The organism is Natrialba chahannaoensis JCM 10990, from assembly GCF_000337135.1.
Classification (GTDB): domain Archaea; phylum Halobacteriota; class Halobacteria; order Halobacteriales; family Natrialbaceae; genus Natrialba; species Natrialba chahannaoensis.
The window spans coordinates 23,921-50,086 of sequence record NZ_AOIN01000064.1; the positions used below are offsets into that span (position 1 = coordinate 23,921).

Annotated in this window: 26 protein-coding genes and 1 pseudogene; 11 read left to right on the forward strand and 16 right to left on the reverse strand. The window is 61.0% G+C overall.

The window, feature by feature from the left end; all coding sequences use genetic code 11:
- Nucleotides 1-64 precede the first annotated feature (64 nt).
- Nucleotides 65-2,116 (reverse strand): glycoside hydrolase family 15 protein, encoded by a 2,052-nt coding sequence (locus tag C482_RS11670; protein ID WP_006167829.1) that lies wholly within the window; start codon nucleotides 2,114-2,116, stop codon nucleotides 65-67.
- Between the two features lie 357 nt (nucleotides 2,117-2,473).
- On the opposite strand from C482_RS11670, the gene C482_RS11675 reads away from it, so the two are divergent.
- On the forward strand, nucleotides 2,474-3,619 hold the full coding sequence (locus tag C482_RS11675) for a S1C family serine protease (RefSeq protein WP_006167830.1): 1,146 nt from the start codon (nucleotides 2,474-2,476) through the stop codon (nucleotides 3,617-3,619).
- Nucleotides 3,620-3,689: 70 nt separating this feature from the next.
- Nucleotides 3,690-4,646, forward strand: a complete 957-nt coding sequence (locus C482_RS11680; protein WP_006167831.1) for a TIGR03557 family F420-dependent LLM class oxidoreductase — start codon at nucleotides 3,690-3,692, stop codon at nucleotides 4,644-4,646.
- A gap of 50 nt (nucleotides 4,647-4,696) precedes the next feature.
- On the opposite strand, the gene C482_RS11685 is transcribed toward C482_RS11680, so the two are convergent.
- Nucleotides 4,697-4,915: a hypothetical protein gene (locus C482_RS11685; RefSeq protein ID WP_006167832.1), complete on the reverse strand. Its 219-nt coding sequence runs from the start codon at nucleotides 4,913-4,915 to the stop codon at nucleotides 4,697-4,699.
- Nucleotides 4,916-5,078: 163 nt separating this feature from the next.
- Between C482_RS11685 and C482_RS11690 the strand changes: the two genes are divergently transcribed.
- Both C482_RS11690 and C482_RS11695 read left to right on the forward strand, forming a co-directional pair.
- Entirely contained in the window at nucleotides 5,079-5,258 is a 180-nt protein-coding gene (locus C482_RS11690; RefSeq protein WP_006167833.1) for a protein translocase SEC61 complex subunit gamma, read from the forward strand.
- Entirely contained in the window at nucleotides 5,258-5,695 is a 438-nt protein-coding gene (locus C482_RS11695; RefSeq protein WP_006167834.1) for a transcription elongation factor Spt5, read from the forward strand. The genes C482_RS11690 and C482_RS11695 overlap by 1 nt, the downstream gene beginning before the upstream one ends.
- 70 nt (nucleotides 5,696-5,765) lie before the next feature.
- Here the strand turns inward: C482_RS11695 and C482_RS11700 are convergent, their stop codons facing one another.
- Nucleotides 5,766-6,065, reverse strand: a complete 300-nt coding sequence (locus tag C482_RS11700) for a DUF7565 family protein (protein WP_006167835.1) — start codon at nucleotides 6,063-6,065, stop codon at nucleotides 5,766-5,768.
- Between the two features lie 138 nt (nucleotides 6,066-6,203).
- Between C482_RS11700 and C482_RS11705 the strand changes: the two genes are divergently transcribed.
- Nucleotides 6,204-6,968 carry a PHP-associated domain-containing protein gene (locus tag C482_RS11705; RefSeq protein WP_006167836.1) on the forward strand — a complete coding sequence of 255 codons (765 nt, stop codon included), beginning with the start codon at nucleotides 6,204-6,206 and terminating at the stop codon, nucleotides 6,966-6,968.
- 197 nt (nucleotides 6,969-7,165) lie between these two features.
- Nucleotides 7,166-7,324, forward strand: coding sequence for a hypothetical protein (locus tag C482_RS21810; protein ID WP_006167837.1), 159 nt, complete (start codon nucleotides 7,166-7,168; stop codon nucleotides 7,322-7,324).
- A 75-nt stretch (nucleotides 7,325-7,399) separates the two neighbouring features.
- Here the strand turns inward: C482_RS21810 and C482_RS11710 are convergent, their stop codons facing one another.
- From C482_RS11710 to C482_RS11740, 7 genes are all read right to left on the reverse strand, one after another.
- A complete protein-coding gene (locus C482_RS11710) occupies nucleotides 7,400-7,894 on the reverse strand; it encodes a Mut7-C RNAse domain-containing protein (RefSeq protein WP_006167838.1) in 495 nt (164 codons plus the stop codon).
- A gap of 13 nt (nucleotides 7,895-7,907) precedes the next feature.
- Entirely contained in the window at nucleotides 7,908-9,659 is a 1,752-nt protein-coding gene (polX, locus tag C482_RS11715; RefSeq protein WP_006167839.1) for a DNA polymerase/3'-5' exonuclease PolX, read from the reverse strand.
- 5 nt (nucleotides 9,660-9,664) lie between these two features.
- Nucleotides 9,665-10,105, reverse strand: a complete 441-nt coding sequence (locus C482_RS11720) for a DUF5788 family protein (RefSeq protein ID WP_006167840.1) — start codon at nucleotides 10,103-10,105, stop codon at nucleotides 9,665-9,667.
- A gap of 82 nt (nucleotides 10,106-10,187) precedes the next feature.
- A complete protein-coding gene (locus C482_RS11725) occupies nucleotides 10,188-11,588 on the reverse strand; it encodes a glycosyltransferase family 2 protein (protein ID WP_006167841.1) in 1,401 nt (466 codons plus the stop codon).
- Nucleotides 11,579-12,655, reverse strand: a complete 1,077-nt coding sequence (locus C482_RS11730) for a HEAT repeat domain-containing protein (RefSeq protein WP_006167842.1) — start codon at nucleotides 12,653-12,655, stop codon at nucleotides 11,579-11,581. The genes C482_RS11725 and C482_RS11730 overlap by 10 nt, the downstream gene beginning before the upstream one ends.
- A 17-nt stretch (nucleotides 12,656-12,672) precedes the next feature.
- On the reverse strand, nucleotides 12,673-13,038 hold the full coding sequence (locus tag C482_RS11735; protein WP_006167843.1) for a response regulator transcription factor: 366 nt from the start codon (nucleotides 13,036-13,038) through the stop codon (nucleotides 12,673-12,675).
- Nucleotides 13,038-14,213 (reverse strand): hypothetical protein, encoded by a 1,176-nt coding sequence (locus C482_RS11740; protein ID WP_006167844.1) that lies wholly within the window; start codon nucleotides 14,211-14,213, stop codon nucleotides 13,038-13,040. The genes C482_RS11735 and C482_RS11740 overlap by 1 nt, the downstream gene beginning before the upstream one ends.
- Before the next feature lie 177 nt (nucleotides 14,214-14,390).
- Between C482_RS11740 and C482_RS11745 the strand changes: the two genes are divergently transcribed.
- Complete coding sequence (locus C482_RS11745; protein ID WP_083858613.1) at nucleotides 14,391-15,338, forward strand: rhomboid family intramembrane serine protease; 948 nt, start codon at nucleotides 14,391-14,393, stop codon at nucleotides 15,336-15,338.
- A 476-nt stretch (nucleotides 15,339-15,814) separates the two neighbouring features.
- Here C482_RS11745 and C482_RS11755 read toward each other — a convergent pair whose 3' ends face one another.
- Nucleotides 15,815-16,042 carry a HalOD1 output domain-containing protein gene (locus C482_RS11755; RefSeq protein ID WP_049896676.1) on the reverse strand — a complete coding sequence of 76 codons (228 nt, stop codon included), beginning with the start codon at nucleotides 16,040-16,042 and terminating at the stop codon, nucleotides 15,815-15,817.
- Nucleotides 16,043-16,859: 817 nt separating this feature from the next.
- Here C482_RS11755 and C482_RS11760 point away from each other — a divergent pair.
- Nucleotides 16,860-17,146 (forward strand): annotated as a pseudogene (locus C482_RS11760) (IS5/IS1182 family transposase); the annotation flags it as partial.
- Nucleotides 17,147-17,211: 65 nt separating this feature from the next.
- Here the strand turns inward: C482_RS11760 and C482_RS21180 are convergent.
- Nucleotides 17,212-17,997 (reverse strand): hypothetical protein, encoded by a 786-nt coding sequence (locus C482_RS21180; protein ID WP_152422001.1) that lies wholly within the window; start codon nucleotides 17,995-17,997, stop codon nucleotides 17,212-17,214.
- A gap of 207 nt (nucleotides 17,998-18,204) precedes the next feature.
- On the reverse strand, nucleotides 18,205-19,902 hold the full coding sequence (locus C482_RS11765) for a thiamine pyrophosphate-binding protein (protein WP_006167849.1): 1,698 nt from the start codon (nucleotides 19,900-19,902) through the stop codon (nucleotides 18,205-18,207).
- 253 nt (nucleotides 19,903-20,155) lie between these two features.
- On the opposite strand from C482_RS11765, the gene C482_RS11770 reads away from it, so the two are divergent.
- Entirely contained in the window at nucleotides 20,156-21,016 is an 861-nt protein-coding gene (locus tag C482_RS11770) for a UbiA family prenyltransferase (RefSeq protein WP_006167850.1), read from the forward strand.
- Nucleotides 21,017-21,023: 7 nt separating this feature from the next.
- Here C482_RS11770 and C482_RS11775 read toward each other — a convergent pair whose 3' ends face one another.
- Nucleotides 21,024-21,281, reverse strand: a complete 258-nt coding sequence (locus C482_RS11775; RefSeq protein WP_006167851.1) for a hypothetical protein — start codon at nucleotides 21,279-21,281, stop codon at nucleotides 21,024-21,026.
- 166 nt (nucleotides 21,282-21,447) lie between these two features.
- On the opposite strand from C482_RS11775, the gene C482_RS11780 reads away from it, so the two are divergent.
- Nucleotides 21,448-22,578, forward strand: coding sequence for a M48 family metalloprotease (locus tag C482_RS11780; RefSeq protein WP_049896664.1), 1,131 nt, complete (start codon nucleotides 21,448-21,450; stop codon nucleotides 22,576-22,578).
- A gap of 6 nt (nucleotides 22,579-22,584) precedes the next feature.
- Here C482_RS11780 and C482_RS11785 read toward each other — a convergent pair whose 3' ends face one another.
- Together C482_RS11785 and C482_RS11790 are read right to left on the reverse strand one after the other, a co-directional pair.
- Nucleotides 22,585-23,967 (reverse strand): Nramp family divalent metal transporter, encoded by a 1,383-nt coding sequence (locus C482_RS11785; RefSeq protein WP_049896677.1) that lies wholly within the window; start codon nucleotides 23,965-23,967, stop codon nucleotides 22,585-22,587.
- Nucleotides 23,968-24,133: 166 nt separating this feature from the next.
- A complete protein-coding gene (locus C482_RS11790; RefSeq protein WP_006167854.1) occupies nucleotides 24,134-24,838 on the reverse strand; it encodes an MBL fold metallo-hydrolase in 705 nt (234 codons plus the stop codon).
- 319 nt (nucleotides 24,839-25,157) lie between these two features.
- Between C482_RS11790 and C482_RS11795 the strand changes: the two genes are divergently transcribed.
- Nucleotides 25,158-26,147, forward strand: a complete 990-nt coding sequence (locus C482_RS11795; protein WP_006167855.1) for a transcription initiation factor IIB — start codon at nucleotides 25,158-25,160, stop codon at nucleotides 26,145-26,147.
- Nucleotides 26,148-26,166: the final 19 nt, after the last annotated feature.

Sequence of the window (26,166 nt, forward strand, 5' to 3'; positions counted from 1 at the left end):
TTGACGACATCGACTGTTACCACGAACGAACCCAACAGCGATATCTGGGGCAGCCGCAAGCGACTCACTCTGTCACGGCGTCTTCGCTCCCGCGTTGGAACAGCGTCTCCACGCTCTCCGGGTGGAAATCCTCGGGTGAAACGTCTCCGTCCGCATCCATCGCCCGCGCGAGGTAACTCACGCTGTTGATCAACCCCAGATGCGAGAACGCCTGCGGGAAATTTCCGAGCAATCGGCCGCTATCGGGGTCGACCTTCTCCGAATACAGCCCGAGCGGCGAGGCGTACTCGAGTACCGACTCAAAGTATTCCGTCGCGAGTTCGAGTCGGTTCGAGAGGACGAGCGCGTCGATGAGCCAGAACGAACAGAGCAGGAAGGCCTCTTCCTCGTCTTCCCGTACGTCGGTATCGACGAATCGCACGACGAGCCCGTCGTCGGTTGCGAGCTTCTCGAGGACGGTGTCGATAGTCGACTGGACGCGCTCGTCCTCCGGCGGGAGGAACTCGTAAATGGGGATCAGAAGCGCCGTCGCGTCGATCGCCTCGTCACTGTCGAAGTACTGGACGAAACTGCCGGCCTCCTCGCTGTACCCACGCGTTTCGATTGCGTCACGGACCTCATCACGCGTCTCACTCCAGTGCTCGAGCGGTGCGTCGAAGTCGTTTGCCTCGGCCAGTGCGATACCGCGGTCGAGGGCGACCCAACATAGCAGCTTCGAGTGCAGGAAGTGACGATATTCGTCGCGGAATTCCCAGATGCCGGCGTCCGGCTGGTCCCAGTTGCGACAGACGTAATTGATGCTCTCGATGACGGCGTCCCAGCTGTCCTCGCTCAGTTCGGCTTCCTCGTCGAACTGAATGGTTTCGTAGATCGCCTGGACGAACGTGCCGTAGACATCGAGCTGGAGCTGTGATGCTGCACCGTTGCCGATCCGAACCGGACCAGTATCGCGATAGCCAGAGAGATGATCGAGCGTCCGTTCTTCGAGATCGTCGTCGTATTCGCCATGAAGTCCGTACAGCGGCCGGATTTCGGTGGGATGGTCCGTTGCGATACCGACGAACCAGTCGAAGTAGTCTCTGGCCTCCTGGCGGTGGCCGGTGTCGTGCAACGCCTGTACGGTGAACTTCGCGTCCCGAATCCAGTTATACCGGTAGTCCCAGGTGCGTTCGGAGCCGATTTTCTCCGGGACCGACGTGGTTGCAGCCGCGGGAATTGCACCCGTCTCGTGGTGAATCAGGAGTTTCAGCACCAGTTCCGAACGGATGACCATCTCGTGCCACCGTTCCGAGACTGACTCTGCGACTCCCTCCCGATCGCCGACCCACTCGCGCCAGTAGTGCTTCGTCTCGTCGAGCCACTCCTGATACGACGGCGATCCCGGTGGCTCCTCGCCGCCGTACTGGACCCCGAGCCAGCAGGTATCGCCGGCTTCGAGCGTGACTGTTCCAGTCGCTTTCGCCGCCGCCTCGTTAATTTCGAGATCGACATCGCCGACGTAGTGTAGCGGCTGGTGGCGCTGCTCGAGCCAGTCGGCATCGGCATCGACATCGACACCATCATCATTGCCCGGTTCGCTGCAACCACCCCCACGAACCGCTGTGACGCCACCATCACTCGTCTCGAGTGCCGGCGTCACTCGGGCGTACTCGAGTCGGGGTTCGAAAACGACCTGGCATTCCATCGAACCGCGGTCGCACTCGAGTTGGCGGTAGATTGCGTGCTGGGGGTGTTGGTGTTGGTGTTGGTGTTGGTGTTGGTGTTGGTCCCGGTGCTGGTCGTCGGAATCCTGGTTGCGAGATTGTTGCTCCGCTGCATCCCCGTTCTGGATGGGCATGAAGTCGGTCAGCGTCACCTGGCCCGATTCCGTCTCGAAGGTGGTTTGAAGGACGTTCGTTCGGTCGGCGTACTGGTGACTCGATTCGAAGTCGTCGGCCGTCGGCGAGACGGTAAAGTGTCCACCGTCAGTCGCATCGAGCAGTCGGGCGAACACGCTCGGTGACTCGAGGTGGGGGAAACAACACCAGTCGATCGAGCCGTATCTGCTGACCAGTGCACACCGGTCGTCGTTGCCGATACTGCCGTAGTCTCGAAGGGGTGGATAGTCGTGTTCCATCGTTGTGTGTCACGCGGTGATCGGACCGGTCGCGCGGTGATCGGACCAGTCGCCAGGACCGGCGCACGGGCCTGGGCTGTGAGCATGAGCAGACTGCGAGCGGACTGTGGAAGACATGGGTTGCGTCCGCGTCCGTTGTGACCTCGCTGAGCGAGCGGCGGTTGGATGGGGCAATGCACACACGGAATCTCCGTAACTCGTTACGTTGTCTACCGCGTGCGAGAATAAGTGTCGGCCAGCAGCGGCCGGGTGTGGCAAATAGGGAGTGCCTACACGACCTCGTCGTATGACCGGTGTCGTGGAACAATGGCGTGCTGGGCGTCGTTTTATGGCCCTCGTCGAGGAGGAACGTCTACGATGGGACGGCAACGACAGCACACACTCTCACGGCGACGACTTCTTCGCGCAGGCACCGGTATCGCGGTCGCCGGGGTCGGCGCAAGCGCAGGTATCGGAACCGGCGGCGCTCGAGGAATGCAGGACGACGGAAACGAAAACGACGAAAACGACGAAAACGACGAAAACGGAGACGACCCGTTCGATGCTGGCGGGCCCTATGCAGACGTCTACGACGACATTATCGACGACGTGGTGCTGGTGAACGTGCTCGGTTCCGACGATCCGTTCGGCGACCCTGGCGGCATCGGCTCCGGCTTCGTCGTCGGCGACCATGTCGTCACCAACGCCCACGTCGTCGGCGACGCCAACGACGTCGAACTCCAGTTTCGCGACGAGGAGTGGCGAGAGGGCGAGGTGGTCGGCACTGACAGCCACAGCGACCTCGCAGCGATCGCTGTCGACGACCTTCCAGAGATCACCGACGGGCTGTCGTTCGCAGCGGACGACCCGGTAATCGGCCAGGAGGTCGTCGTCCTCGGGAACCCGCTCGGACTCGACGCCTCCCTCTCCCAGGGAATCGTTAGCGGCGTCGACCGCCAGCTCCCGAGTCCGACGGGCTTTGCCATTCCAGCCGCGATCCAGACCGACGCGCCGGTCAATCCGGGCAACAGCGGCGGTCCGCTCGTCTCACTCGACGGCGATGTCCTCGGCGTCGTCTTCGCCGGTGCCGGCCAGACCATCGGCTTCGCAATCGCCGCCCAGCTCGCAGACCGCGTCATCCCGGCGCTCATCGAAGACGGCGAGTACGAACATTCGTACATGGGAATCGGCGTCTCGCCCGTTGGTCCCCAGGTCGCCGCCGCCAACGACCTCGAGGAAGCCCGCGGCGTCCTCGTCTCAGAGGTTGTCCCCGACTCACCGGCAGATGGCGTCCTCGAGCCGATCGACGGTGAGACGATGATCGACAGCGACCCCGTCCCGACCGGTGGCGACGTGATCGTCTCGATCGGTGACGAAGACATCCCGAACGAGGCCCGTCTCACCTCCGTCCTGGCACTCGAGACCTCGCCCGGCGAGACGGTCGAACTCGAGGTCGTCCGCGAGGGCGAGTCCCAGCAGGTCGCGTTGGCACTCGAGGAACGGCCGGATGTCGACCTCCCATAGCGACAGCGACACACGACTAACAGGAAGACGAGACGACCAGCACCAGAACCGACAGCCCGTCACATCACCCATGACCCAACTCGGCTACAAACTCATCTGCGAGGAGCACGGCCCGACCGACCTCACCCAGTACGCCACCCTGGCCGACCAGTCCGCGTTCGAGTTCGCGATGATCTCGGACCACTTTCACCCCTGGACCTCGACGCAGGGCGAGAGTCCGTTCGTCTGGAACGTCATCGGCGCAATCGCGCAGGCGACCGACAACCTCCGCCTCGGTACGTCAATCACCTGCCCGATCATCCGGTATCACCCCGGACTCATCGCACAGGCAGCCGCGACGACGGGCGTCCAGCTTCCCGGCCAATTCTTCCTCGGCCTCGGCACCGGCGAGAACTTGAGCGAACACGTCTTCGGCGACCGCTGGCCGCCACACGCGATCCGACTCGAGATGTTGCGCGAAGCCGTCGACCTCATCCGGACGCTCTGGGAGGGCGAAACGACGAGCTATCGCGGCGAGTACTACACCGTCGAAAACGCTCGCCTCTACACACTGCCCGACAAACTGCCGCCGATTCCGATCGCTGCCGACGGTCCGAAAACGGCACGCGCAGCGGGCGAGATCGGCGACGGACTCGTAGCTGTCGCGCCGGACGAAGAACTCGTCGAAGCATTTGAAGCCGGCGGCGGCGAGGATCAGCCACGGTACGCCGAGGTCGACGTCTGCTACGCCGAAGACGAGCAGGAAGCGATCGAAACCGCCCACAAAATCTGGCCGCAAGCGGCGCTTCCCGGCGAACTACTCTGGGAACTCGCGACGCCTGCACACTTCCAGCAGGCGACCGAGGACGTCTCCGAGGACGACATCGCAGAGCTAGTCGTCTGTGGGCCAGCTCCCGACGCGCACATCGAAACGATCCAGGAATACGTCGACGCCGGCTTCGATCACATTACGATCCACCAGATCGGCTCGAATCAGACCGAGTTCATCGAGTTCTACGAGGAGGAAGTCATTCCTGAGATCGATTGAGACGGCTACTGCCCACGAAGCGGACGGGCCGTCAAGAAGCAGTCACCTCGCTACTCTTCAGCCTCCTCCTCGAGTTCGTCTGGCTCCTCGGCTTCCTGTCCGTCCTGCTTGCTCCGCTCGTCTCGCCTCGGTGCACTCTGGGAGCCAACGTCGGTACTCCCCTCGTTAATCTCGTCTGGATCGCGGTCGATGCGTTCGAGTTCGTCTTCAATCTCCGCCTTGCGCTCTGATTCGTACTCGTTCGCTCGATCGGTGTTGTCTTCGGCCATACTGCGACTTTAGCCGCGAGCCGTTTGGACGACCGGCCGTCGAGTGCAACGTCGAAGGGGTGTTGTTGGGGTCGATACTCGAGTACACACGGGTTCAACCGAGTTCGATCCCTCGGAAAACACGAAAGACAGATAAAAGTCCCCGCGTTGTGAACAGACAAATATGGACGTTCCCTACGATCTCACCTCGTACGTACGGGTGTTGAAAATGGCGACGACACCCACCACCCAGGAGTTCCTTCAGGTGTCGAAGATCGCCGGTGCAGGCATCTTACTGGTCGGTTTCCTCGGCTTCATCATCGGCGGTATCATGCTGTTGCTGACTGGTAGTGGTGGTGTCTAATGGGCATCTTCGCTGTCAAAACGACGGCGAGCCAAGAGCGCACCGTTGCAGAGATGATCATCAACCGCGAGGAACCCGAGATTCACGCTGCGCTCGCGCCTGACTCGCTGACCTCCTACGTGATGGTCGAAGCCGATGGCTCTGCCGTCCTGAACCGCGTCCTCGAGGACATCCCCCACGCGCGTAGCATCGTCCCCGGCGAGTCCGACATCTCGGAAGTCGAGCACTTCCTCTCGCCAAAGCCAGACGTCGAGGGTATTGCAGAGGGCGACATCGTCGAACTCATCGCTGGCCCGTTCAAGGGCGAGAAGGCGCAGGTCCAGCGCATCGACGAAGGCAAGGATCAGGTGACGGTCGAACTCTACGAGGCGACGGTCCCGATTCCGGTGACGGTCCGCGGCGACCAGATCCGCGTGCTCGACTCCGACGAGCGATAGCGCGCTGGCGAGCGAGTGAGACGGAGTCTCAGTCTCTCTCAGTTAGTTCGTTCCGATCTGTGAATTGTGATTACGTCTCGACTTCGGAGCCGAGCGACTCCGGATCAGCCACATCCGCAACCGCTTCAAGTAACTCCTCGCGCTCGCGCACATCCGCTGAGTTCGCGCCGTAGGCACGGACGTACTCCGCACGGCTGTGTTCGGTGAACGTGTGGCGGATCGCGAGATACCCATCGGGAACGAGTGCGTCACAGATTTCACACTCGAGATGGGCGTGCGCTGTCGCCTGATGGGTGACAGCCGACTCGATATCGGCGAAGATTTCGCCACAGCCGTCGATTTCACATTCCCAGGCTAGTCCCGTTCCCATTCGTCTTCGCGTCGAACTGGACGGGCCGTCCTAATGGTCTTTTCGTAGTACATGTGACCGAGGAGATGAGTTCGACCCCGGTAGCTGGATCCGTGGCGAATCAGAATTCATAACTCTTCGGTCGTGAAACGAGGCGACGTGAGCGACGGCGTGTTGTCCCGAGTCGACTGTCACGTGAAGGTACTCGACGAAACCGTCGTCGAGCGCGCCACGCAGGCAGGACTCGACGTGATCGTCTACGCACCGCACTTCCGACGACTGCCGGAGATTCAAGACATGGCCACACAGTACACGACCGACGACCTGCTGGTCGTCCCCGGTCGCGAGGTGTTCACCGGTCCCTGGTCCAACCGCAAGCACGTGCTCGCGATCGGACTCGAGGAGCCGGTGCCGGACTTCATCACACTCGAGGCCGCGATGGCGGAGTTGGACCGGCAGGGTTCGACGGTGCTCGCCCCGCACCCTGGCTTTCTGAACGTGAGTCTCTCGCCCGCCGACCTCTGCCAGTACCGCGAGACGATCGACGCGATCGAGATTTTCAACCCGAAACATCTGCCGCTGCATAACCGACGAGCGCAGCGACTGGCAAACGAACTCGAGTTACCACCGTTCACGTCGTCGTATGCGCACCTGTCGAGTTCGGTGGGTGTAGCCCACACGGCGTTCGAGACGGTGATTGAGTCCGAGGCGGATCTCTGTGCGGCACTCGAGGACGACGCTCCACATCAGATTGTCCGCTCGAACGGACTCGACCAGTGGCAGACGACGGCGGCTGAGTTGCTTCACCTTGGATACGAGAACACGTGGAAGAAGGCGGAGCGGCTGTTTCTCTCGGGGACGGAACCAACGCATCCGGATCACATCGCCTACAATGGACGGTTCGACGACGCGGCGGTGTACTGAGCGGAACGGACCGTGGATTCAAAGAACTTGGGTGGCGGTTTGTCCGTCGCGGACTACAGTTCTCGCGGCGGACGGGCGACAGTCAAACCAGACGGACCAGTGGCGACACCACGCCACAAGGACAGCAGATCCATACCGGACACAGTACCAGGGGCCAGGGTTACAATTAAGAGGACCCGAGATGGTTTTACACATATATGGGCCTCAAAGAGACGCTTATGGAATGGCTCGATGTCTTGGATGGACAAGAGTTGACGGGCCGCCAGGCAGGACTCATCGTTGCCGTCTGGCTGCTACTCACCGCTCTTTTCGGCCTAGTCGTGTTCGCTATTGTATTCGTCCAGATGGGATTCTAATACCAGACTGGTTTTACGGACCGTTTACGCACGACGATATCGATTCGGCGAGTGTAACCGGAACTGCTCTGACCGTCAGTACTCGCTCAGTGTCCGCTCGACGCGATCCCAGTGACTGCCGCGCCAGAAGTATTGTCCGCACGACTGACAGCGCCAGACAGCCATCACCTCGGTATCCGCGTCTTTGTCACCAGTGTCGTCGACTGAGTCCTCGGCTGGATCCGGCGCATATTCGGGCGTCTCCGCCGACGGATCGACGCGTTCGAGTACCCCATTGCATCGCCCGCAGTACGACGGCTCAGCTGCGAGTTCGAATGCCACACCCGCCTCGCTGAGTTCCCCCAGTTGTTCCTCCACCTCAAGTGCCGTCAGCAGAATCACATCGTCAGCACGGGCTGCGAGTTCGGTATCTCGCGTGACGAGCGTGCGATCCTCGGCTGCCGCGACAGCGAGCAGATCGTCGTCGGACTCGAGTACCGGCTCGCGGTCACCCGCGTAGACGGTATCGTAGTCACACATCCGAAGGTAGGCGACGAGCCCGCCACACATGGTGTCGAGGAGGAATCGCATAGGTCAAGCCCACTCAGTGCAGAAACGCCTGCAACTCCGCGAGCTCCCACGTGTTGATCACATCCGCGGGCTCGGCCCACCCTCGGCGCGCTGTGTGGACGCCCCAGCGCATGTACTCGAGTGTCGATGGCTGATGGGAGTCCGTGTTGACGGCGATCACCGCGCCCTCGTCGATGGCGGCTTGGACGGCGCTCCCCCAGAGGTCGAGCCGGCGCGGATTGGCGTTGACCTCGAGTGCAGTGTCGTGCTCGGCGGCGGCCGCACCGAGTGCGCTCGCGTCGAAGTCGAGGCCGGAGCGTTCGTTCAGCATGCGCCCGCTGGGGTGACCGAGGATGTCGATAGCAGGGTTTTCGACGGCGGTGATGAGCCGGGCGGTCGCCCGCTCGGCATCCTGGTCGAGCGCGCTGTGGGTCGAGGCGACGATGATGTCGAGCGCGTCGATGACCTCCTCGGAGAGGTCGATCTCTCCTTCGGCGTCGACGTTTGCCTCGATACCGGCGAAGACGGTGAGCTCGCTCTCGTCGTCGACCGTGCGAATTTCTTCGACCTGCTTCAGAATTTCAGCGTCCGAGAGCCCCATGCCGCCGACGATGCCGGGACCCTCGGCGTGGTCGGCAATTCCGAAGTAGTCGTAGCCCTGATTCTCCGCCGCCGCCACCATCGCCTCGATTGCGGTGTTGCCGTCGGACCACTCGGTGTGGCTGTGAAAGTCGCCGCGGATATCCTCGCGTGTGAGTAGATCTGGAAGGTCGTTGGTCTCGGCGGCCGCAATCTCGCCGCGGTCCGTTCGTAGTTCCGGTGGAATCCACGGCAGTCCGAGTGCGTTGTACATCCCGTCCTCGGTCTCGCCGGCAATACGCTCGCCGACGCGTTGGCCCTCGTCCCCCTCATCGAGGTCGCTGACGTCGAAGACGCCATACTCGTTGACCTTCAGGCCGCGGTCGATGGCGTAGTTGCGGAGTCGGACGTTGTGGTCCTTGCTTCCCGTAAAGTACTGCAGTGCGGAGCCGAACTCGTCTGGGACGACCACACGGAGGTCGACGCGACTCTCGCCGATGCGCACGCTTGCCTTTGCCGGCCCGGACTCGATTTCGCTGTCGACGGAGTTCCAGCCGACGAACTGCTCGATCACCGTCTCGTTCTCGTTCGTCGCGACGAGTACGTCCACGTCACCGATGGTCTCACGCCAGCGCCGGATTGAGCCCGCCACCTCGCAACGCTCGACTCCCTCGAGCGACTCGAGAAAGGCGAGTACGTCGTCGGCGAGCGGCCGGCCCTCGCCGAGCAACTGACGCTGGCCGACTTCGCGTGCGAATTCGATGTTGTCGCGGATGTTTTCTTCCGTCTTCGGGCCGAAGCCCTTGACACCCTGGATCTCGCTGGCCTCAGCGGCATCCTCGAGTTCGTCCAGCGTTTCGATCCCCAGTTCGCGGTACAGTTTGCCGGCCGTCTTGGGGCCGACGCCCTCAATTCGGGTGATGTCAGCGATATCGATCGGCAGCTCGGCTTTGAGTTCCTCGAGTTCCTCGATCTCGCCGGTCTCGACGTACTCGACAATCTTTGCGGAGATCGCGTCACCGACGCCGTCGATTTCGTCGAGAATCTCCTCGTTGCCGTCTGCAACTTGGTCACCAATCGGAACGGGATAGGCACGAATATTCTCGGCTGCACGGCGATACGCCCGGGGTTTGTACTCTACGTCGTCGGCTTCGAGCAAGTCGGCGAACTCCTCAAAGCGGCCGGCGAGTTCGGCATTGGTCGCCACCGTGATCACCGCCCCCGCCGCGCGCTCTGGTCATCGTCGTGGCCGAGTGCTTGCTTGAGGAACGACATCCAGCGTTTGGTGTCGGCAGCCTGCTTGGCCTGCTGTTCGCGCTCTAGGTCTGTTGGACCGAGGTTCTCGAGCGCGTTCAGCGCGCGGTCGATCCCGATGATACTCTGGGCGAGTTCCTCGCCCTCCGTACGGGAGATGTCACCCTCCTCGATCCGCTCGAGACGCTCGACGCGCTCTCGTCTGAGGTTTCGTTTCGCCTGCTCGACGCGGTCGCGCTCGCCTGGGGGCACCGTCTCGCGGCGTTTGATCTCGAAGACGAAGGTGCGAAGGTCGATTTCCTCGCCTTGCACCGTGATCGTCTCGGGGATGTCCGCGCCGACGGTTGCACCCTCGCGCTCGACGCGCTCGAGCAGTTGCTTTCGCTCGAACTCTTGCACGTCTCTGTGTTGGGGACTGAGGGGCAAAAGTGTACACCGTCCCGGTCTCCGTTTCCGTTTCCGTACTGCACCGTCGTCCGGCTCAGCGGTCAAAACCGAGTCGGGACATCTCACCCCAGCTCGTCTCGCCACGGAGATACTGGACGAATGCGACCCAGGTGACGAACGACTTCCACTGACGGAACGGCACGTGTTCGAGGAGGCCATAGAGCAGCAAGAGTGCGATGTCTCTCGGATTCCTGTATCGGCGGAAGCTCACGACCTCGTTGAGCACGGAGAGCCACGAGAGAAGCGTCCCGACCCCGACCGCGACGCCGAGGAAGACGACGAAGAAGGGCACGTTCAGGTAGCCGAGGAGAAAGGCGGCCGGGACGATGATATAGCCCAGTCCCTCGATGAGCGGGCCAAGCGCCTCCACGAAGAGGAAAAAAGGCAGCGCGAACAGGCCGACCATCCCATACTTCGGATTGCCGATCATCCGCCGGTGTACCCAGAGCGTCTCGAGCATGCCTTTGAACCAGCGACCGCGCTGGCGGGCGAGGACAGCCCGCCGCTCGGGCACCTCCGTCCAGACAACCGGATACGGGACGAACGTAATTCGGTGCTTTTCGTCCGAAATATGCTTCTGGAGCCTGACGATCAGTTCCATGTCCTCGGTGATCGTCTCCGTCGAGTAGCCGCCGACCTCGCGGACTGTACTCGTCCTGAACAGGCCGAACGCGCCGGAGATGATGAGCAAGCTACCGAGGCCGCTCAGCCCAATTCGCCCGGAAAGGAACGCACGGAGGTACTCGACAGTCTGGAGGTTCGCGAGATGGCTTCGCGAGAGTCCGATATCGGTGATTTCGCCGCGGGTAATCGAACAGCCGTTTGCGACCCGAACTGCACCGCCGGAGGCAATCATTTGCTCGGGATTACGCAGGAACGGCTGGACGACCTCGAGAAGGGCGTTTCGCTCGATAATGCTATCCGCGTCGATTGCACAGAACAGCGGCTGGTCCGTGAAGAACACGCCCGCGTTGAGCGCGTCTGCCTTCCCACCGTTGTCCTTGTCGATAACGACGAGATCGACGCGTGAGGATTGGTAGACCTCGTGAACCGTCTCACAGGGCAGATCGAACGGGACGTCCTCACCCACAGGTTCGAGGTCGAACGTCGAGACGAGGCGCTCGAGTGTCTCGTCTCGCGAGCCATCGTTAACGACGACGATTTCGTGGTTGCTATACTCGAGATTGAGCAGCGACTGGACGGTGTCGACGATGGTAACGGCCTCGTTGTACGCCGGAACGATAATCGCGATGCCCGGCAAAAACGGCGAATTGTAGGGCTGATACACGGGTTCGAGCAGCCAGTCGCGAACACCGCGCTGGAGAGTGACGATCGAGACCAGGTGGACGAACAAGTAGCTGCCGTTGACCAACGCGAAGTACGCGAGGAAGAACCAGCTAATGAGCCAGGCAATGGCTTCGATCGCTACGTCCATCCGGTCGTCACCCGTCGCGGTGCGGCGTGTTCGGCGCGGACCCAGTCGATCGTTTGGACAACGTCCTCGTTGGCGACTTCAGGCAGTGACGCTCCGGACCGATCCAGAAGACGCGCAGCGGCGAGCCGCGAGCGCTCGTCTGGATCCGACGCGACGCCGTACTGAAGCCAGTCGATCGACTTCGAATCGCCCCAGCGACTGAGCAGGTCGTATGCCGCCGTTCGCACCTGTGGCTCCGGGTCGGTGAGTGCCTGTTCGATGTCGATTCGGTCGCGGAGTTCCCAGCGCCACCCGTGCTGGCCGAGCGCGATCAGCGTCGCCGCCCGAACACGAGGCGAGTCGTGCTTGAGCAACGGCAAGAGCCACTCAAACTGTACAAGCTCCTGTGTCGACTGACAGTAGCCAAGCGTCACCAGTGCCTGCACCAACAGTCCTTCATCCCACCAGACGCCGTCCGTGGCAGTCAGCGTCAACAGCGGCGTCGCGTCTGTGTTGTTGAGCTGATAGAGGGTATCCAGTCCGAACGTCGACAGCCGGTCCTCCCCCGACCAGCAGAGCAACGCCGTCCCGTTCTGACTCGCCTCCGGCACGTCGCTGACGGCGAGCAATCGCGCCGCTGCCGCCCGTGTTTCAGGATGCGACGTACTCGTCGCTCGCAATCGCTCGATCGACACGGGGCGCTCCAGCAGCGAGAGCCAAACGAGTCCGCGAAGCCGATTGAACAGCAGCGGGTTTGCGAGCAGCGAACGCGCGTGATCAACGAGTCCGATGTCCTCCGCAAACCGAACGAGTTGTGCCCGTTCACGTCCACGAACACGGCGCAGGTAGCTCGCGACTACCTCTCGCGCGACGAAGCGCTCAATCGGTGACAGCTCGCGATACCAGTCATCCCACTCCGGGTCACCCTGGTCGAGACGCGCCAGTATCGCTGGTGCAATCTCCTTGCGAGCAGCCGTCCGCCTGTTATCTACCCAGAACAGAAACACCGACAGCGAGAGCGTGAGAACACCAACGAGCACCGTCAGCGCCGCGATAACGACGAAAATCGCCCAGAGGAGTCCGTTCATCGTATGGACATGGCGTGTTACTCGAGTATTCGTCGGAGTCTGGCGACGACTTCCGAAGGGCTGAACGGTTTCGTGACGTAGTCGTCCGCACCGAGGTCGAAGCCGGTCAGGACGTCTTGCTCCAGGCCGCGGCCGGAGACGATGATGACGGCGGGTTCCGGGTCGAAATCGTATTCACGGAGCCGTCTGAGGACGTCGAGGCCGTCCATGCCGGGCATCATCACGTCAAGCAGCAGGGCGTCCGGTGGCTCGTCGACATCTGTGAGGAACTCCCAGCATTCCTCGCCGTCCTGAAAGGAGACCACATCGTAGCCCGCGGTTTCGAGCCGGTACACGAGCATCTCGTTGACGTGTTCGTCGTCTTCGGCGACCAGTACTTGCATCAGTCCTCACCTCCAGACAGCCAGCAGCGGAGTTCGGCTGCGAACTCGGCGGCGGTTATGGGTTTGTGTGCAAAGAGGTCCGCACCGCAGGTCGGAATCCACTCCTGATTGAATAGGGTGAACTCGGTGATTGCGACGATCGGGATTGGTCGCTGTGGTGCGCCAGCAGGCGACCGGAACCGCGAGAGTGTAAGCGGGTCACACTGCTCGAAGACGTCCGGTCCGAGGAAGAGACACGAATCGCCACTGGGGTCGAGTTCTGGGAGTGTCGCCGTCGTCTGGCGCTGGACAGTGAGCGACGAGGCGAGTGCCTCCGTTCCGTCACCGGCGATGTGGATCGTCGAAATCGGTGGCGCGTCGGGTGTGTGTACCAGCCCGTCTGCCAGGAGATCGACCACAGTGGATTGACTCGCGTCTGAGTCGAGAACACCGTCAATCCCGAGCAGTGGGCCAGCGACGCTGACAGTGTCGCCAGCCCCACCACTCGCTTTCGTTTCCTCGTCTTTGATCTCGGCCGGATCGACAGACGACACAAGCGTCAACGACTGCCGCTGCTCCGTCGACTCTGTGATCTTTTCGAGCCACTCGATAGTCTCCGGTGTCGGAAACCCGCAGTCGACCACGAGATGGTGTGGCCGATCCAATTCGCGGCACTCGGCAGATTCGTCACTCATCTCATTTTCGGCGCGCTCGTTGTCAGCCCCGACCGTCACTGCCTCGTGATCTGCTAACTCGAGTTGTTCGACGACGAGATCGGCGAACGACTCGCTCTGGAGAGCCAGTGCGATCGGGTCGAACACGTCGGACTCCGCCAGCGTCGGCTCGTCGCTCCCAGTCGGATCGGGGAACTGATCGGTGTAGTCGATCGCGTCGTCACTGTCGTTCGTCTCAAACGTATGCGCGGTGAGCGCGGTCAGTTCACTGGCGTTCGCGACAATCTTCTCGAGTGCTTCTCGCTGATCGGGAGAGAGTGAGCCGAAGGCCTCCTCGAGGAGGAGTTCTGAGTTGCCGTAGACGACAGCCAAGTGGTGTCGGAACTCGTAGCCGAGTGCCGCAAAGTCGTCTCTGTTGCCGGTTTCGGAGGAGTTTGTGACCTGATTGCTGTCCGTCTCCTCGTTTTTCTCCTTCTTCCCGGCTCCGGACTGAAATGCGGACTCGGGGTCCGTGTCGGTCATTGAGACGACAGAGAACACAACGCGGGCAGATATAAATACTGGCTCATTAATGGATGAAAGAATGTTACGACGAGTAACAGAGACCGACGGGTTGGCGTTTGGATGTGACAACGGACGGTGTGCGGTCGATGAGCGGAACCCCAAACCCCTTAGCGACGCCGCACATACCCCCCGCCAATGGCCAAGTGCGACGTGTGTCGGAAGGACGAAAGCATGCCGTACAACTGTCGGCACTGCGGGGGGACCTACTGTGCCGACCATCGGCTGCCGGAGAACCACGACTGTTCCGGACTCCAAAACTGGAACGATCCGGGCGGAGTCTTCGATAGCGGTTTCGACGAGAGTGTCAACGGCGGAAGCGGTGCCAGCACGTCGAAAACGGCGAGCATCGCTGACAAGGTGCCGATAGATACGGGTCCCGGCGGGCCACTCGCGTACTTCCGCGGGAATATGACCTACACAGTCCTCGCGCTGATGGGGATTACATTCCTCGCGCAATTGCTCGTCGGCACGTTCGGCTCTGCCAGCCTCCAGCGCTCGCTGTTCGTGTTGACGCCGCAGAATCCGGAGTACGTCTGGACCTGGGTGACCTCGATCTTCGCCCACGGCGGCATCGTTCACATCGCGTTCAACGCCATCGTGATATTCTTCTTCGGTCCGCTCGTCGAGCGATACATCGGGTCGCGGAACTTCCTCATTCTGTTCCTCGTCAGCGGTGCCATCGCTGGCTTGAGTCAGGTTGCCATCCAAATGTATCAGCCAGGTGTTGGCCCGGGAGTTGTTGGAGCCAGCGGCGCAGCCCTCGCGATCATGGGCGTGCTCACCATCCTGAATCCAAACCTCACCGTCTACCTCTACATGATCGTCCCCGTTCGGCTCTGGATGCTCGCGGTGGGGACGGCGCTCATCAGCGTCGGTTTCATCGGCACTGGTGCGGGTGGTGCCGGTGGTATCGCCCACGCAGCCCACCTCGTCGGTCTCGTCATCGGGCTGGCCTACGGTGCATACATCAAGCGAACGAAGAACGTCCGCACCGCGAATCAGTTCCAGCTCGGCGGCGGTGGACCGGGTGGCCCCGGCGGTCCTGGTGGCCCTGGTGGCCCGGGCGGTCGGCGTCGCTTCTAACTCACCACGCGTCTCCCGAAGCCCGTTCTCACACCGGAATCTGACTTGACACTCACCGTTCAGCCTCCACCAGCCAACCCAACGAGGGCTCATAGAACCCTTCTCACTGTGTTGATTACATTGACACTCCTGGTGAATTAGCCGATAAGTAGGACTGCTAACATACCGGTCCCAGCGACTATATCCATAAATAATCTGTTTAAAAGCGTTGTATATCCAAAAGTAGTGCTAACGCCGATCCGTGGCCAAGATGCTTTAAGAGATGCCCGACGGAGAGAGCGAACGGACAACCGACGAATGTCTCGACTGCAGCAATGCCTATGCGGTCAAAGAGTGGCCAGACGGGGCGATTCAACCGATCGGGATACGAAACGGATATCAATGTGGGTACTCGGCGAGCACCTTCGAGGCGCTGGCCGAACTGATAACACTGAGAAAAACGCGGTGATCGACAGCCACTTCCTGTTGACGATCCGTCACCGGTTCTCGTCGATCACCTCCACCGCCACGTCGTCAGGCCCGTTCCCGATCACGACGCGATAGCCTTCGTACTCGAAGCCAACGAGGGTGTTCCCGCCAGACTCAAGCACCGCAGCCAGTGCCTCTGGATCAACGACCTCGTACAGCGGTGGCAGATCGGCCACGTTGAGGTCGTTACGGGCCGCGATACGAGTGAGTGCCGTGGAAATAGCGGGNTCGTACAGCGGTGGCAGATCGGCCACGTTGAGGTCGTTACGGGCCGCGATACGAGTGAGTGCCGTGGAAATAGCGGGATGCATTGGTAGTCTCAAGATCAATGATTCGCGCGGCGAACGTCGACTCGCAGTCGGGACACGTGATCGCGCCCTGCGTCGGGTCCGCGCGGATGTCAGTACCGCACTTACAGTGGATCGTCAGTTCACAGTGCATGTGTCAAGCTGATAGCGTGGCCCGACACGCAGCGAAGCGCACCCCAAGATGATCCAACCGCCTGTGAGACTCTGTTGGCGATAGGTCGGCAGGTCTTTATTTCGTCGCCGTCAATGATGGAGTGCTCCCGCTACGCGGGGGCCGCATATGAGCCGGAGTTCCTAGTTTGGATGCTTGGACTCCGGCTCTGCGCACTTTCGTGCGCGTCTGTTGGATACTCAAGCAATCGTAAAGAACGTTAGGATATTGACCGATTGGTGACTTCTTACGCCGTCGAATGGTCGTGACTCTCGCTCGAAACTTCGAGTACTCGAGACTGACTCGTCAGTCACCCTCGAGCAGTCACATCGAGAAACCGATCCGAAAGGATCGCAAGCATTCGTCGTTAGCTACTACTCTCAGTACTGCTCAATTCCATCGGTTGGCTTTGAAAACCGCCGTTCAGAGCGGCTAGCTCGACTGGATCGGGGTCATGGAAGAACTCACGAGGCTACGGCTTCGGTACAGCTGACGGCTGAACTCCACAACAGCCATCGATAATACTTCTATGTGCTCTGTTGAAGAGCAATCTAATCCGCTGATATCACGGGTTAGAAGGATGAAGTCGAGGAAATCGATATACTCGACTCCGTTGAGCAGTGTCGAGACCTAGCCAAACAAGCGTTGGGGAAGTACGCGGGCGAGCCCGCGTACATGTCGTTTTGCACTGTTATCGGCTCGAAGATGGACATAGCTACCGTGAAACGCCTAACCAGCTGAAGTACATGTCTGAGGTTCGTGACGTACTTGACCTAGATCAGGACGAGCTGCCGGATTACAGCACGATCTACAAGTCGTTCGATCGGCTGAAAATGTGGGTTTGGCGGGCGTTGCTGCGCGTTTCAGCGCAGCAACACCCGTAGTGACTTATTTCTACCGTTAAAAGAGAGCACGAACCGAAGAGATGTGTACTCTGTGCCTTGCGCTAGTTCCTATCTATCGTGCTCTGAATCTGATCTCGAGTACACTGCGACACAAATAGTGCTTGGTCACCGTCACCACTTGTGTTTCCACAACCTGCAATGGCTTTTGACTCCTCTCTCGCGATTAGTGAGAAGTCACCAGAGGAGTTCGTTGTTGCATCAGTAACCGAACAGCTAGCGAATCCATCTGCAATTGCTCGGAACACTGTTCCTCTAATCCCGGTTTCACCGTAAAACCCATCCGGCTCGAAGGGGGTGTCTCCCGGTTTATCGAAGAAAGCAGTATCGACGACTGCAGTTTTATTATGCCAACTCATGGCATCACCGTAAGTACTCGTGTCATTCTTGAAGTTATAATCTAACACGATTATAAACGGCCAAGAATCATAATTATATCTTGCTGAGTTATCTTGTAAGTAGTGGTCAGCATCTACAGCACGCGTACCCAGATCATCACTGTCAAAAGCACTCTCGGGCAGACTTTCGGAGTGTCTGCCATCGAAATCCATCAGATACTCACCATCTCCAACTTCATCTTCCCATAAAAGAGTCATGCTACCTGCAAGACTTCTACCGGAAATTTCGTCCCGAGTTGGATGCTCACAACAGGTGTTCCCACCATCATAGTGCTCATAATGGTTAACAGTGAATAAGATGGGAATTACCTGTTCTTCATGCGCCCGGGTTTTCCGTGAAAACGCAACTGGTAGAACGGAAACACCAGCACCTACGCCGAACTTCTTCAACACGCTTCTCCTATTGAAATCGTGATGGTTGTCCTCGGACATTACAGTAGGAGATTCTTATAGACGAAGACATAAATTTTTGGTAATGACTAATGGTTTCAGAGATGTTGGTGTGCTCAAGAGAGGTTAAAATAATGCCTTCTCCAGATGGTGAACGTGTCTGCACTCGGCCCTTTGGATTGCAGTCCACCGCCAACACCAACTGGCCTATCGGTGATCTGCTCTTCTGACTGATAGAGTCCGAACTGATCAGTCGTGTACCAGCACGTCTAGTACGTCCGTCCCCTCGCGCTCCATCGCTGCCGATACCGCGTCCTCGATCTCATCGGGCGTTTCTACGAGCTCCGCCCGTGCCCCGTGGCTCTGTGCGTTCTGGACGATATCCACCGGTGGCTCGAAGTCCATTCCGACAAAGTCGTACTCCGCTTCTTCGCCGCCAAGCAGCCCCAGCGTGTTGTCCTTGAGAATCCGGTAGTTGCGGTTATCCGAGACCACCACCGTCAGGTCGAGGTCGTGTCTCGCCGCGCTGTAGATCGAGTGCGGATAGTAGAGATACGAGCCATCGCCGATGAAGCCCACGACCTCCCGCGGCTCATCGCGCTGGCTCTCCGCCACAGCAGCCCCGACGGCCGCGGGCAGCCCATAGCCCAGGCCACCGCCCTTGTTCGAGATGTACTGCTCCGGCGCGAGGTCCCAGCGGGTCAGCATGGCGTACTTCGAGGTTACTCCTTCGTCGACGATGTAGGCATCGCCGGCCGCCCGCTCTAGCGCGTCGACCAGTTCGGCCTTCGACGCCCGCGGATCGTCTTCCGCATCGCCCGTGCCCATCTGGGACATCTTGGCATCGACCATCTCTTTCACTGCGGTGACCGTCTCGAGTCGCTCCGTAACGGTCTCCTCGGAAACCTTCGACGAGACGCGTTCGTTTAACTCCTGTAGTGCCAACCCGGGGTCGCCGATGACGGCCGCGTCCGCCGTCTGGTTCTTCCCGAGCTGCCAGGCGTCGTCGCCGACGTGGATGCAGGTCGTCTCCGGATCGACCAGCGTCTCCTCGTAGCGCGTCAGCGTCGTGTTCGTCGAGCAACCCACGAACGCGATCGTGTCCGTATCCATCAGCATCGACGCCAGGCTGTCGTTCGGTGGGATGTAGGACACCCACTGCTCGTGATCCGTCGGGAAGTCGACCTCGCAGGTCAGAATTTCCCCGTGGACGCGCGCCCCGGTCGTCTCTGCGAGATCGACCGCCGCCGCGACCGCATCCGCCCCCGAGCGCGCAACGTGATCGCCCACAACCATCACCGGTTCGTCTGCCTCGGCCAGCAACTCGGCGGCGTGCTCGAGTTGCGCCGGATCGCCGCTCCCGCCGTTCGGGATCGGCCCCAGCCGTTCGGGCTCGGCGTCCGTCTCGGCGAGCATCACGTCGAGCGGCAAGCCGAGGAAGACGGGACCGGTCGGCGGCGTCATCGCGACGCGGAACGCCCGTCGGAGCATCGTCGGCAGTGCCTCGACGTCGAGCACTTCGTCGGACCACTTGCAGAACTGGTCGGCCATTTCGGTCAGGTCGCCCGACAGAATCGGCTCCTCGTGTCGGAAGTCCGTGCTGTGGTTACCCGCCGTCACGACCAGCGGCGCGCCGGTGATGCTCGCGGCGTACAGGTTCCCCAGCCCGTGGGCAAGCCCGGGCGCGATGTGCAGATTCACCACGCCGACCGGCATAATCGACTCGTCGTGATGGGAGTGGTATCGCCGCGTCTGGGCGTAGCCGCCTGCCATCCCCACCGCAACGTCCTCGTGCAATCCGAGGATGTACTCGAGTTCGCTCTGACTGACGGCGTCCATGAGCGGCAGTTCGGTTGTGCCGGGGTTGCCAAAGAGATAGTCGACGCCGTACTGCTCGAGGGCCTCGACGAAGAGATCGGAACCGGTGTGTTCGGCTGTGTCTGTCATGGTCGATCGTGATACGGGACGACACATCAAATTGTGTGTTCCGGTTGTTCCGGTCTTGCGTTGCTGTGCACGCAGTTCACGGTTCCGACGTGGGGACAGCCGATCTATCGATGCTCTCCAGTCTTCAGTCTTCATCCTGTCCATCCTACCCCATCTTTCCGTTCCACTTTCCAATTCACTCACCCCACGCGTGACTCACAGCCGGTGTGACGCCGGGCCGGGTATTATAGGGCCGTTCGATGTCCCTCTTGCCATGGCTCTCGCGAGACGCGGCGCTGGCGCTGAGGCGACAACGCGGGCGTACTTGTCGCAGGTGCATCCGGTGTTTATGCTGCCGCCGCTGGCTGCGTCCCTGTTCGGTGCGCTGCTCGCGACGACCGTGAACCCGGTGCTCGCAGCGATCCACATCGTCGCGATGTTCGCCGCGGTCTATACGGCCCACATCAAGGACGGCTACGTCGACTTCTACGTCCGCGACGAGGACGACGATCACCCGCTCACCGAGCAGGGCTGTCGACTCGGCCTCGCCCTCTCGACCGCGGTCTTTACACTCTGCTGTCTCCTGCTGGCGCTGCTGGTCAACTGGGTTGCTGTCGCCCTGACAGTGCCAACGTGGCTCATCGCTTACCATCACGCGCCCCAGTTGGACATGAATCCACTGACCGCGACGACAGGATACCCGCTTGGCATCGCGCTGTCGCTGCTCGGCGGCTTCTACGTCCAGGCGACGACGATCGCGGCCGTGCCCCTCGGCTTCGCGCTCGTCTTTTTCCTGCTGCTCTCGGGGATCAAGGTGATCGACGACGCACAGGACTATGACTACGATCGGTCGATCGAAAAGCGGACTGTTGCGGTGATCGTCGGCCCACAACGGGCATACACAGTTGCTTACGGGTTGATGGCGACAGCGCTGCTCGTCGTCATCGGATTCGTCGTCACACAACACTTTCCACCGACGGCAGTGGTTGCAGGACTCGCGTTCGCCGTGGTCGCCATAATCGCCGCGCGAGCGCCGCCAGATCTCGCGACAATGTTGCTCATTCGCGGCTCGTACGTCTTTCTGGCGGTGTTAGTCGCCGCCGTCTGGTTCGAGCCGCTTGCCGTCGTTCTCTGATGCTAGCTTAGATGTAGCCGGCGAGCATGGCAAACCACAGAATCCAGGATACCACGTTCGCCAGTCCAAACGCTGCGAAGAGCAATCCGAACCAGCGCCGACTCATTACGTCGGTCAGTTTGTACCCGCTGTAGACCGTGATCAGCCCGAGAATCGGAACGAAAATCGAGACGATTGCAGACCCGATCGCTCCCCAGAGGTGAACTACACGTTCTTCTCTCGCTCGTCCGAGGTCTTCTCGCAGCGTTGGTCGTTGTGTTTCCATCCTCCCGAATCAGGGTAACGGCTGGATGGTCTTAAGCTGACTGATTAGTCAGTCAGTGTTCTGAGAACGTTGTATTGTCTGCCAACAACCCGGGAACGGGGAATGGCGAATTCGAGTACCGAGAAAATCGCGGAGTATATGTGCCTCTCCTGAACACATTGAAAATGTGTCACCCGTAACCATCGCCAACGCCGTGCTTGCCCTCCTGCTGGTGTTCGCGCCGGCGTTCTGGCTCGCATCTCGCCGTGCGTTGCGCTCGTCGACTCCGACGCGCTGGCTTCGTCGACTGCTCGTCGCACTGTGGGGCGTCGCCGTGCTCACGTACGCGACCCTGTTTACGCTTGGCCACGGGCTGGTCGTACGAACGACACTCGCAGCGGCGACGCCGATCTCCGACAGTTCACTCGCCGCCGAGTTCGTCGTCCAGCTTACGGCCGCGCTCACTACTGCGGCTGTGACCCTCGCTGTCTACGCGACGCTCGTGCCGGCGATCCGAGACGTCCAGGAGATCGACCTCCCGATGAGAACCGCGCTTCGAAGCCTCGGTCGGTACGCCCTCGCGCTCAGTGTCCTGTTCGCGGCGGTGCTCGCACTCCTCCTTCGAGCGCTCGCCGACGATGGCCCCGCGGTGTACTGGCTGCTCCTGCTCGGGGCGATGGTCGCGCTCGCATTCGCCAACCCGGTACTGGCCCACGTCTTTCGGGACACCCGCGAGCCGACATCGGCCGAGCGTGAGCGTCTCCGCGAACGGTGTGACCACAGCGGTCTCTCGGTCTCGTCCATCGTGATCCTCGACGACATGCCCGAGACGGCAGGAATCCACATCTACGGCGTTCCCAGCCGTCGACAGCTATTCGTCACCGAACGCGTGCTGGAGGCGTTCGACGACGAGACACTCGAGGCTATCTTCGCGGTTCACGCCGGCAAGCTACGGGCTCACTACCGCGGCTACGCAGTGTATTCCCTACTCGGCTATCTCGCACTCGGCGTCGGTGTGTTACTCTTCGGCTCCGGGACGCTCGTTACCATCTTTATCGTCCTCGTCGCGGTGCTCGCCCTGCCCACGCTCTGGGCCGCCCGTCGGGCGTTTTACCGCGCTGACGATTACGCGGCTGCTGTGGTCGGACGGGACGAACTCGTCCGCGCACTCGAGTACGCCGCCGAGGAACAGAACCTCGAACTCGTCGACGGCGGTCGCTGGGTCGTGTTCAAGAGTCGGCCGCCGCTCGGGCGTCGGCTTGCGCGGTTGCGGGAGAAGAGTGCGAGAAGTGAGGAAATGGCGTCGACCCCGAGCTAACTGCGTCTAGATGTAGCCGAACTCGTGGGCAGCACCCATGAGGCCGAAGATGGTGACCGCGATGAGGCTCACCACGTAGTAGATGACCCACGTCCGTGAGGGCTGGAACTGCTCGGGCAGGTTTTCTTTGACGACGTACCAGTTCGCCGGGTAGAACAGGATCTCGGTGACCGCGAGGATCGCGGAGATCCAGATGAGGAACGTGACCGGAACGGCACCGAGCGTGAGCACGATCCCGCAGCTCACAGCGACGATGCCGACCACGACGAGCTTGCGAATCCGCTCGCTGTCGAGGTCGTCACGCTCGAGTGCCATCGGGAGCACGTCGCCCGTCGCGCGGGCCGCCCCATCGAGGAGCGTGATGACGGTCGAGTACAGCGCGGCGAACGCGCCGAGGATCATCGCGTAGTAGGACCACTCGCCGAAGGACTGGCTCAGGATGTTCCCGATCGTGACGGCGAGATCGGCGTCCTGTGGCGGGTTCGGGTAGAGGACGTTCGAGGCGAGGATCACCATCGCGACGATCAGCGCGAAGCTGAACGCGTAGCCGATGTTGAAGTCGCGGCGTCCGGTCTGGATCCACGCGTGGATGTAGTCGTGGTAGCGCTCGTCGTTCGGGTCGAGGTCGCGCTCACGGAGTTCGCCAGCACCCTCTCCCTTGGCCATGCTCCAACTGCCGATGAGGACGCTGGTACTGAAGCCAGTCGGTGCGAAGCCGGCCGCCGCGGCGAACAGGCCGATGAACAGCGGTCCGGTGATGTCCGGTGCGGTGAACGTCGTCGCGGCGACGACCTCACCCGACGGCGGGCCGACGAGCACGCCGAGGACAATGAGGAATCCCAGCGCGACCGTAAAGCCGATGAGGATCTTCTCGAGGAGGCTGTAGCGCGTCAACAGGACGAGCACGCCCGCGAAGCCGACGAAGAGGACGAACGACTGCTGGAACGACAGCGGTGTCATCGCCTGGACAAACGAGGCAGTGCTCATCCCGACTGCGGCGGTGATCCCGGTGTACATGATGGTGAAGACGCCCACCGTGAACCACTGCATCCAGTTTTTCGGGCCCGGAAGCTGATCGTAGGCCTCGACTGGGTTGCCGCCGACGCCGTAGTTGTACCGGATACCGAGCTCCCAGCCGCCGTACTTCGCGAGGTAGATGATCGCGAACATCCAGATGGCGAAGAGGCCAAACGTCCCGCCGAGCGTCGGTGCAAGGACGATGTGGCTGCCACCGATGCTGATCAGTGCCCAGAGCATCGATGGGCCGAAGTGATCCCTGAAGAAGTCCCGCCAGTTCCGTGAGGGATAGGTGAGACCGTCACTTTCGAGGTCCGCACTCGTCGCTGAGGCAGATTCCGATCCCGGTCCTGGCCCCGTCTCAGTACTCACGGCACTCACCACGTGTCTCAGGTTGATCGTATTGTGTTGTGTCAGGAGTCACCGCCAGTCACCCCAAAGTGTTCGATTGTCAATGACCATCATGATTTCTCGTCGGAGAATTCGTGACTCGTCACTTATAGGTGCGGATCTGTCCTCGAATGTACAGACCTATCCATTAGTTCGAGTCGAGGACAACCGGAACCCCACGGGTCGCGACATCGACGGCGAACGCCTTCTCGTCGGCCACGATCGCGTCGAACGTGTCGTAATGCACTGGGAGGACTAAATCCGGTTCGAGTCGCTCGGCGAGCGCTGCAGCCTCGTGGCGGTCCATCGTGGTGCTGCCGCCGATCGGCGGCAAAAAGAGATCGACGACGAGGTCGTTGTGCACCGCCAGCGCGTCGGTATTACCCGGCCAAAAGACCGTCACGCCATCGATGGTGACGAGAAAACCACAGCCCTCGCCTTTCAGGTGATAGGGCCGCCCCTGCTCGTCCGTGTGTGGTCCCGCTGGCTCGTTGTACGCAGGCGTCGTCGAGAGATCGAGCGGTCCCAGGATGAACGACTCGTTCGCCTGCACGCGCTCGACCTCGTACGGCAGCGCCTCCGGTTGCTCGTCGGTCCACTCGAGTAGCCCTGCGTCGATGGAGTCGTGTACGATGACGATCGCGTCTTCGTGGGCGACGCGACGAATCGAGGTGGGATCGTAGTGGTCGCCGTGGGAAACGAGCACGAGGTCACCGTCTCTTGGCTCGCTGTCAAGGACGCCGTAGTGTTCGGGGCCCGGATCGGTGTAGATCACGGTTCCTGTCTGTCCCTCGAGTCGGACGGTCGCGAGGTCGAGCCAGTCGACGGTAAGCGCGCCGAATCGAACGGTCATAGCCGATCATTTACGTGAACCGTCGAAAAGTATTCGACTGTGTAATCTCTCCATACGGGGGTCGTGATCCGAACGTCGATGCCACCGGGGCTGGGATTAGACTCCCGTCATTCGACCGTCGTTTCTAGCCCGGTGAACCAGTGTTTATAGACATGATTAATGGGTATATATCCGAAACACATATAAACAGAACTGCGATTGTTTTATAAACCAGACGAAACGTTTATATGGCTTACGGCCTAACCCTATGTTAGCCGAGGCGACCGGGTTTCTTCTGGTTACCCCACCCGGGAGCCCCGAGTAACCAACCCGATACACCATGACTGATACAAACCTTCGAACCTACTCGAACGAGCGTACCGAGGAGCGAACACGAACTGAGGAGGAGGAGACAACCCGCTCCGAGGAGCGCGAGCAGTGCCCGGAGTGTGGTGGTCGGCTCATCTCGGACGACGAACACGCAGAGACGGTCTGTCAGGAGTGTGGCCTCGTCGTCGAAGAGGACGAGATCGACCGCGGCCCCGAGTGGCGTGCATTCGACGCCGCCGAGAAGGACCAGAAGTCCCGCGTCGGCGCGCCGACGACGAATATGATGCACGACCAGGGCCTCTCGACCAACATCGGCTGGCAGGACAAAGACGCCTACGGCAAGTCCCTCTCCAGCCGCCAGCGCCAGAAGATGCAACGGCTTCGCACCTGGAACGAGCGCTTCCGAACCCGCGACTCCAAGGAGCGCAACCTGAAGCAGGCGCTCGGTGAGATCGACCGCATGGCCTCCGCGCTCGGACTGCCGGAGAACGTCCGTGAGACCGCGTCGGTCATCTACCGCCGGGCACTCGAGGAGGACCTGCTCCCAGGTCGATCCATCGAGGGCGTTGCAACGTCGTCGCTGTACGCTGCGGCCCGTCAGGCCGGCACGCCCCGCAGCCTCGACGAGATCTCGGCCGTGAGCCGTGTCGACAAGATGGAGCTGACCCGCACGTACCGCTACATCATCCGCGAACTCGGGCTCGAGGTCAAGCCCGCTGATCCGGAACACTACGTTCCCCGGTTCGTCAGCGACCTTGACCTCTCGGATGAGACCGAGCGGATGGCCCGTGAACTGCTCGACTCGGCCCGCAAGGAGGGCGTTCACAGCGGCAAGTCGCCGGTCGGACTCGCCGCCGCCGGCGTCTACGCAGCCGCGCTACTGACCAACGAGAAGGTGACCCAGAACGAGGTCAGCGAGGTTGCGAGCATCTCCGAGGTCACGATCCGCAACCGCTACAAGGAACTGCTCGAAGCCTCGGACACGGCTGCACCAGCCTAAGCGTACACACTGATCTGAC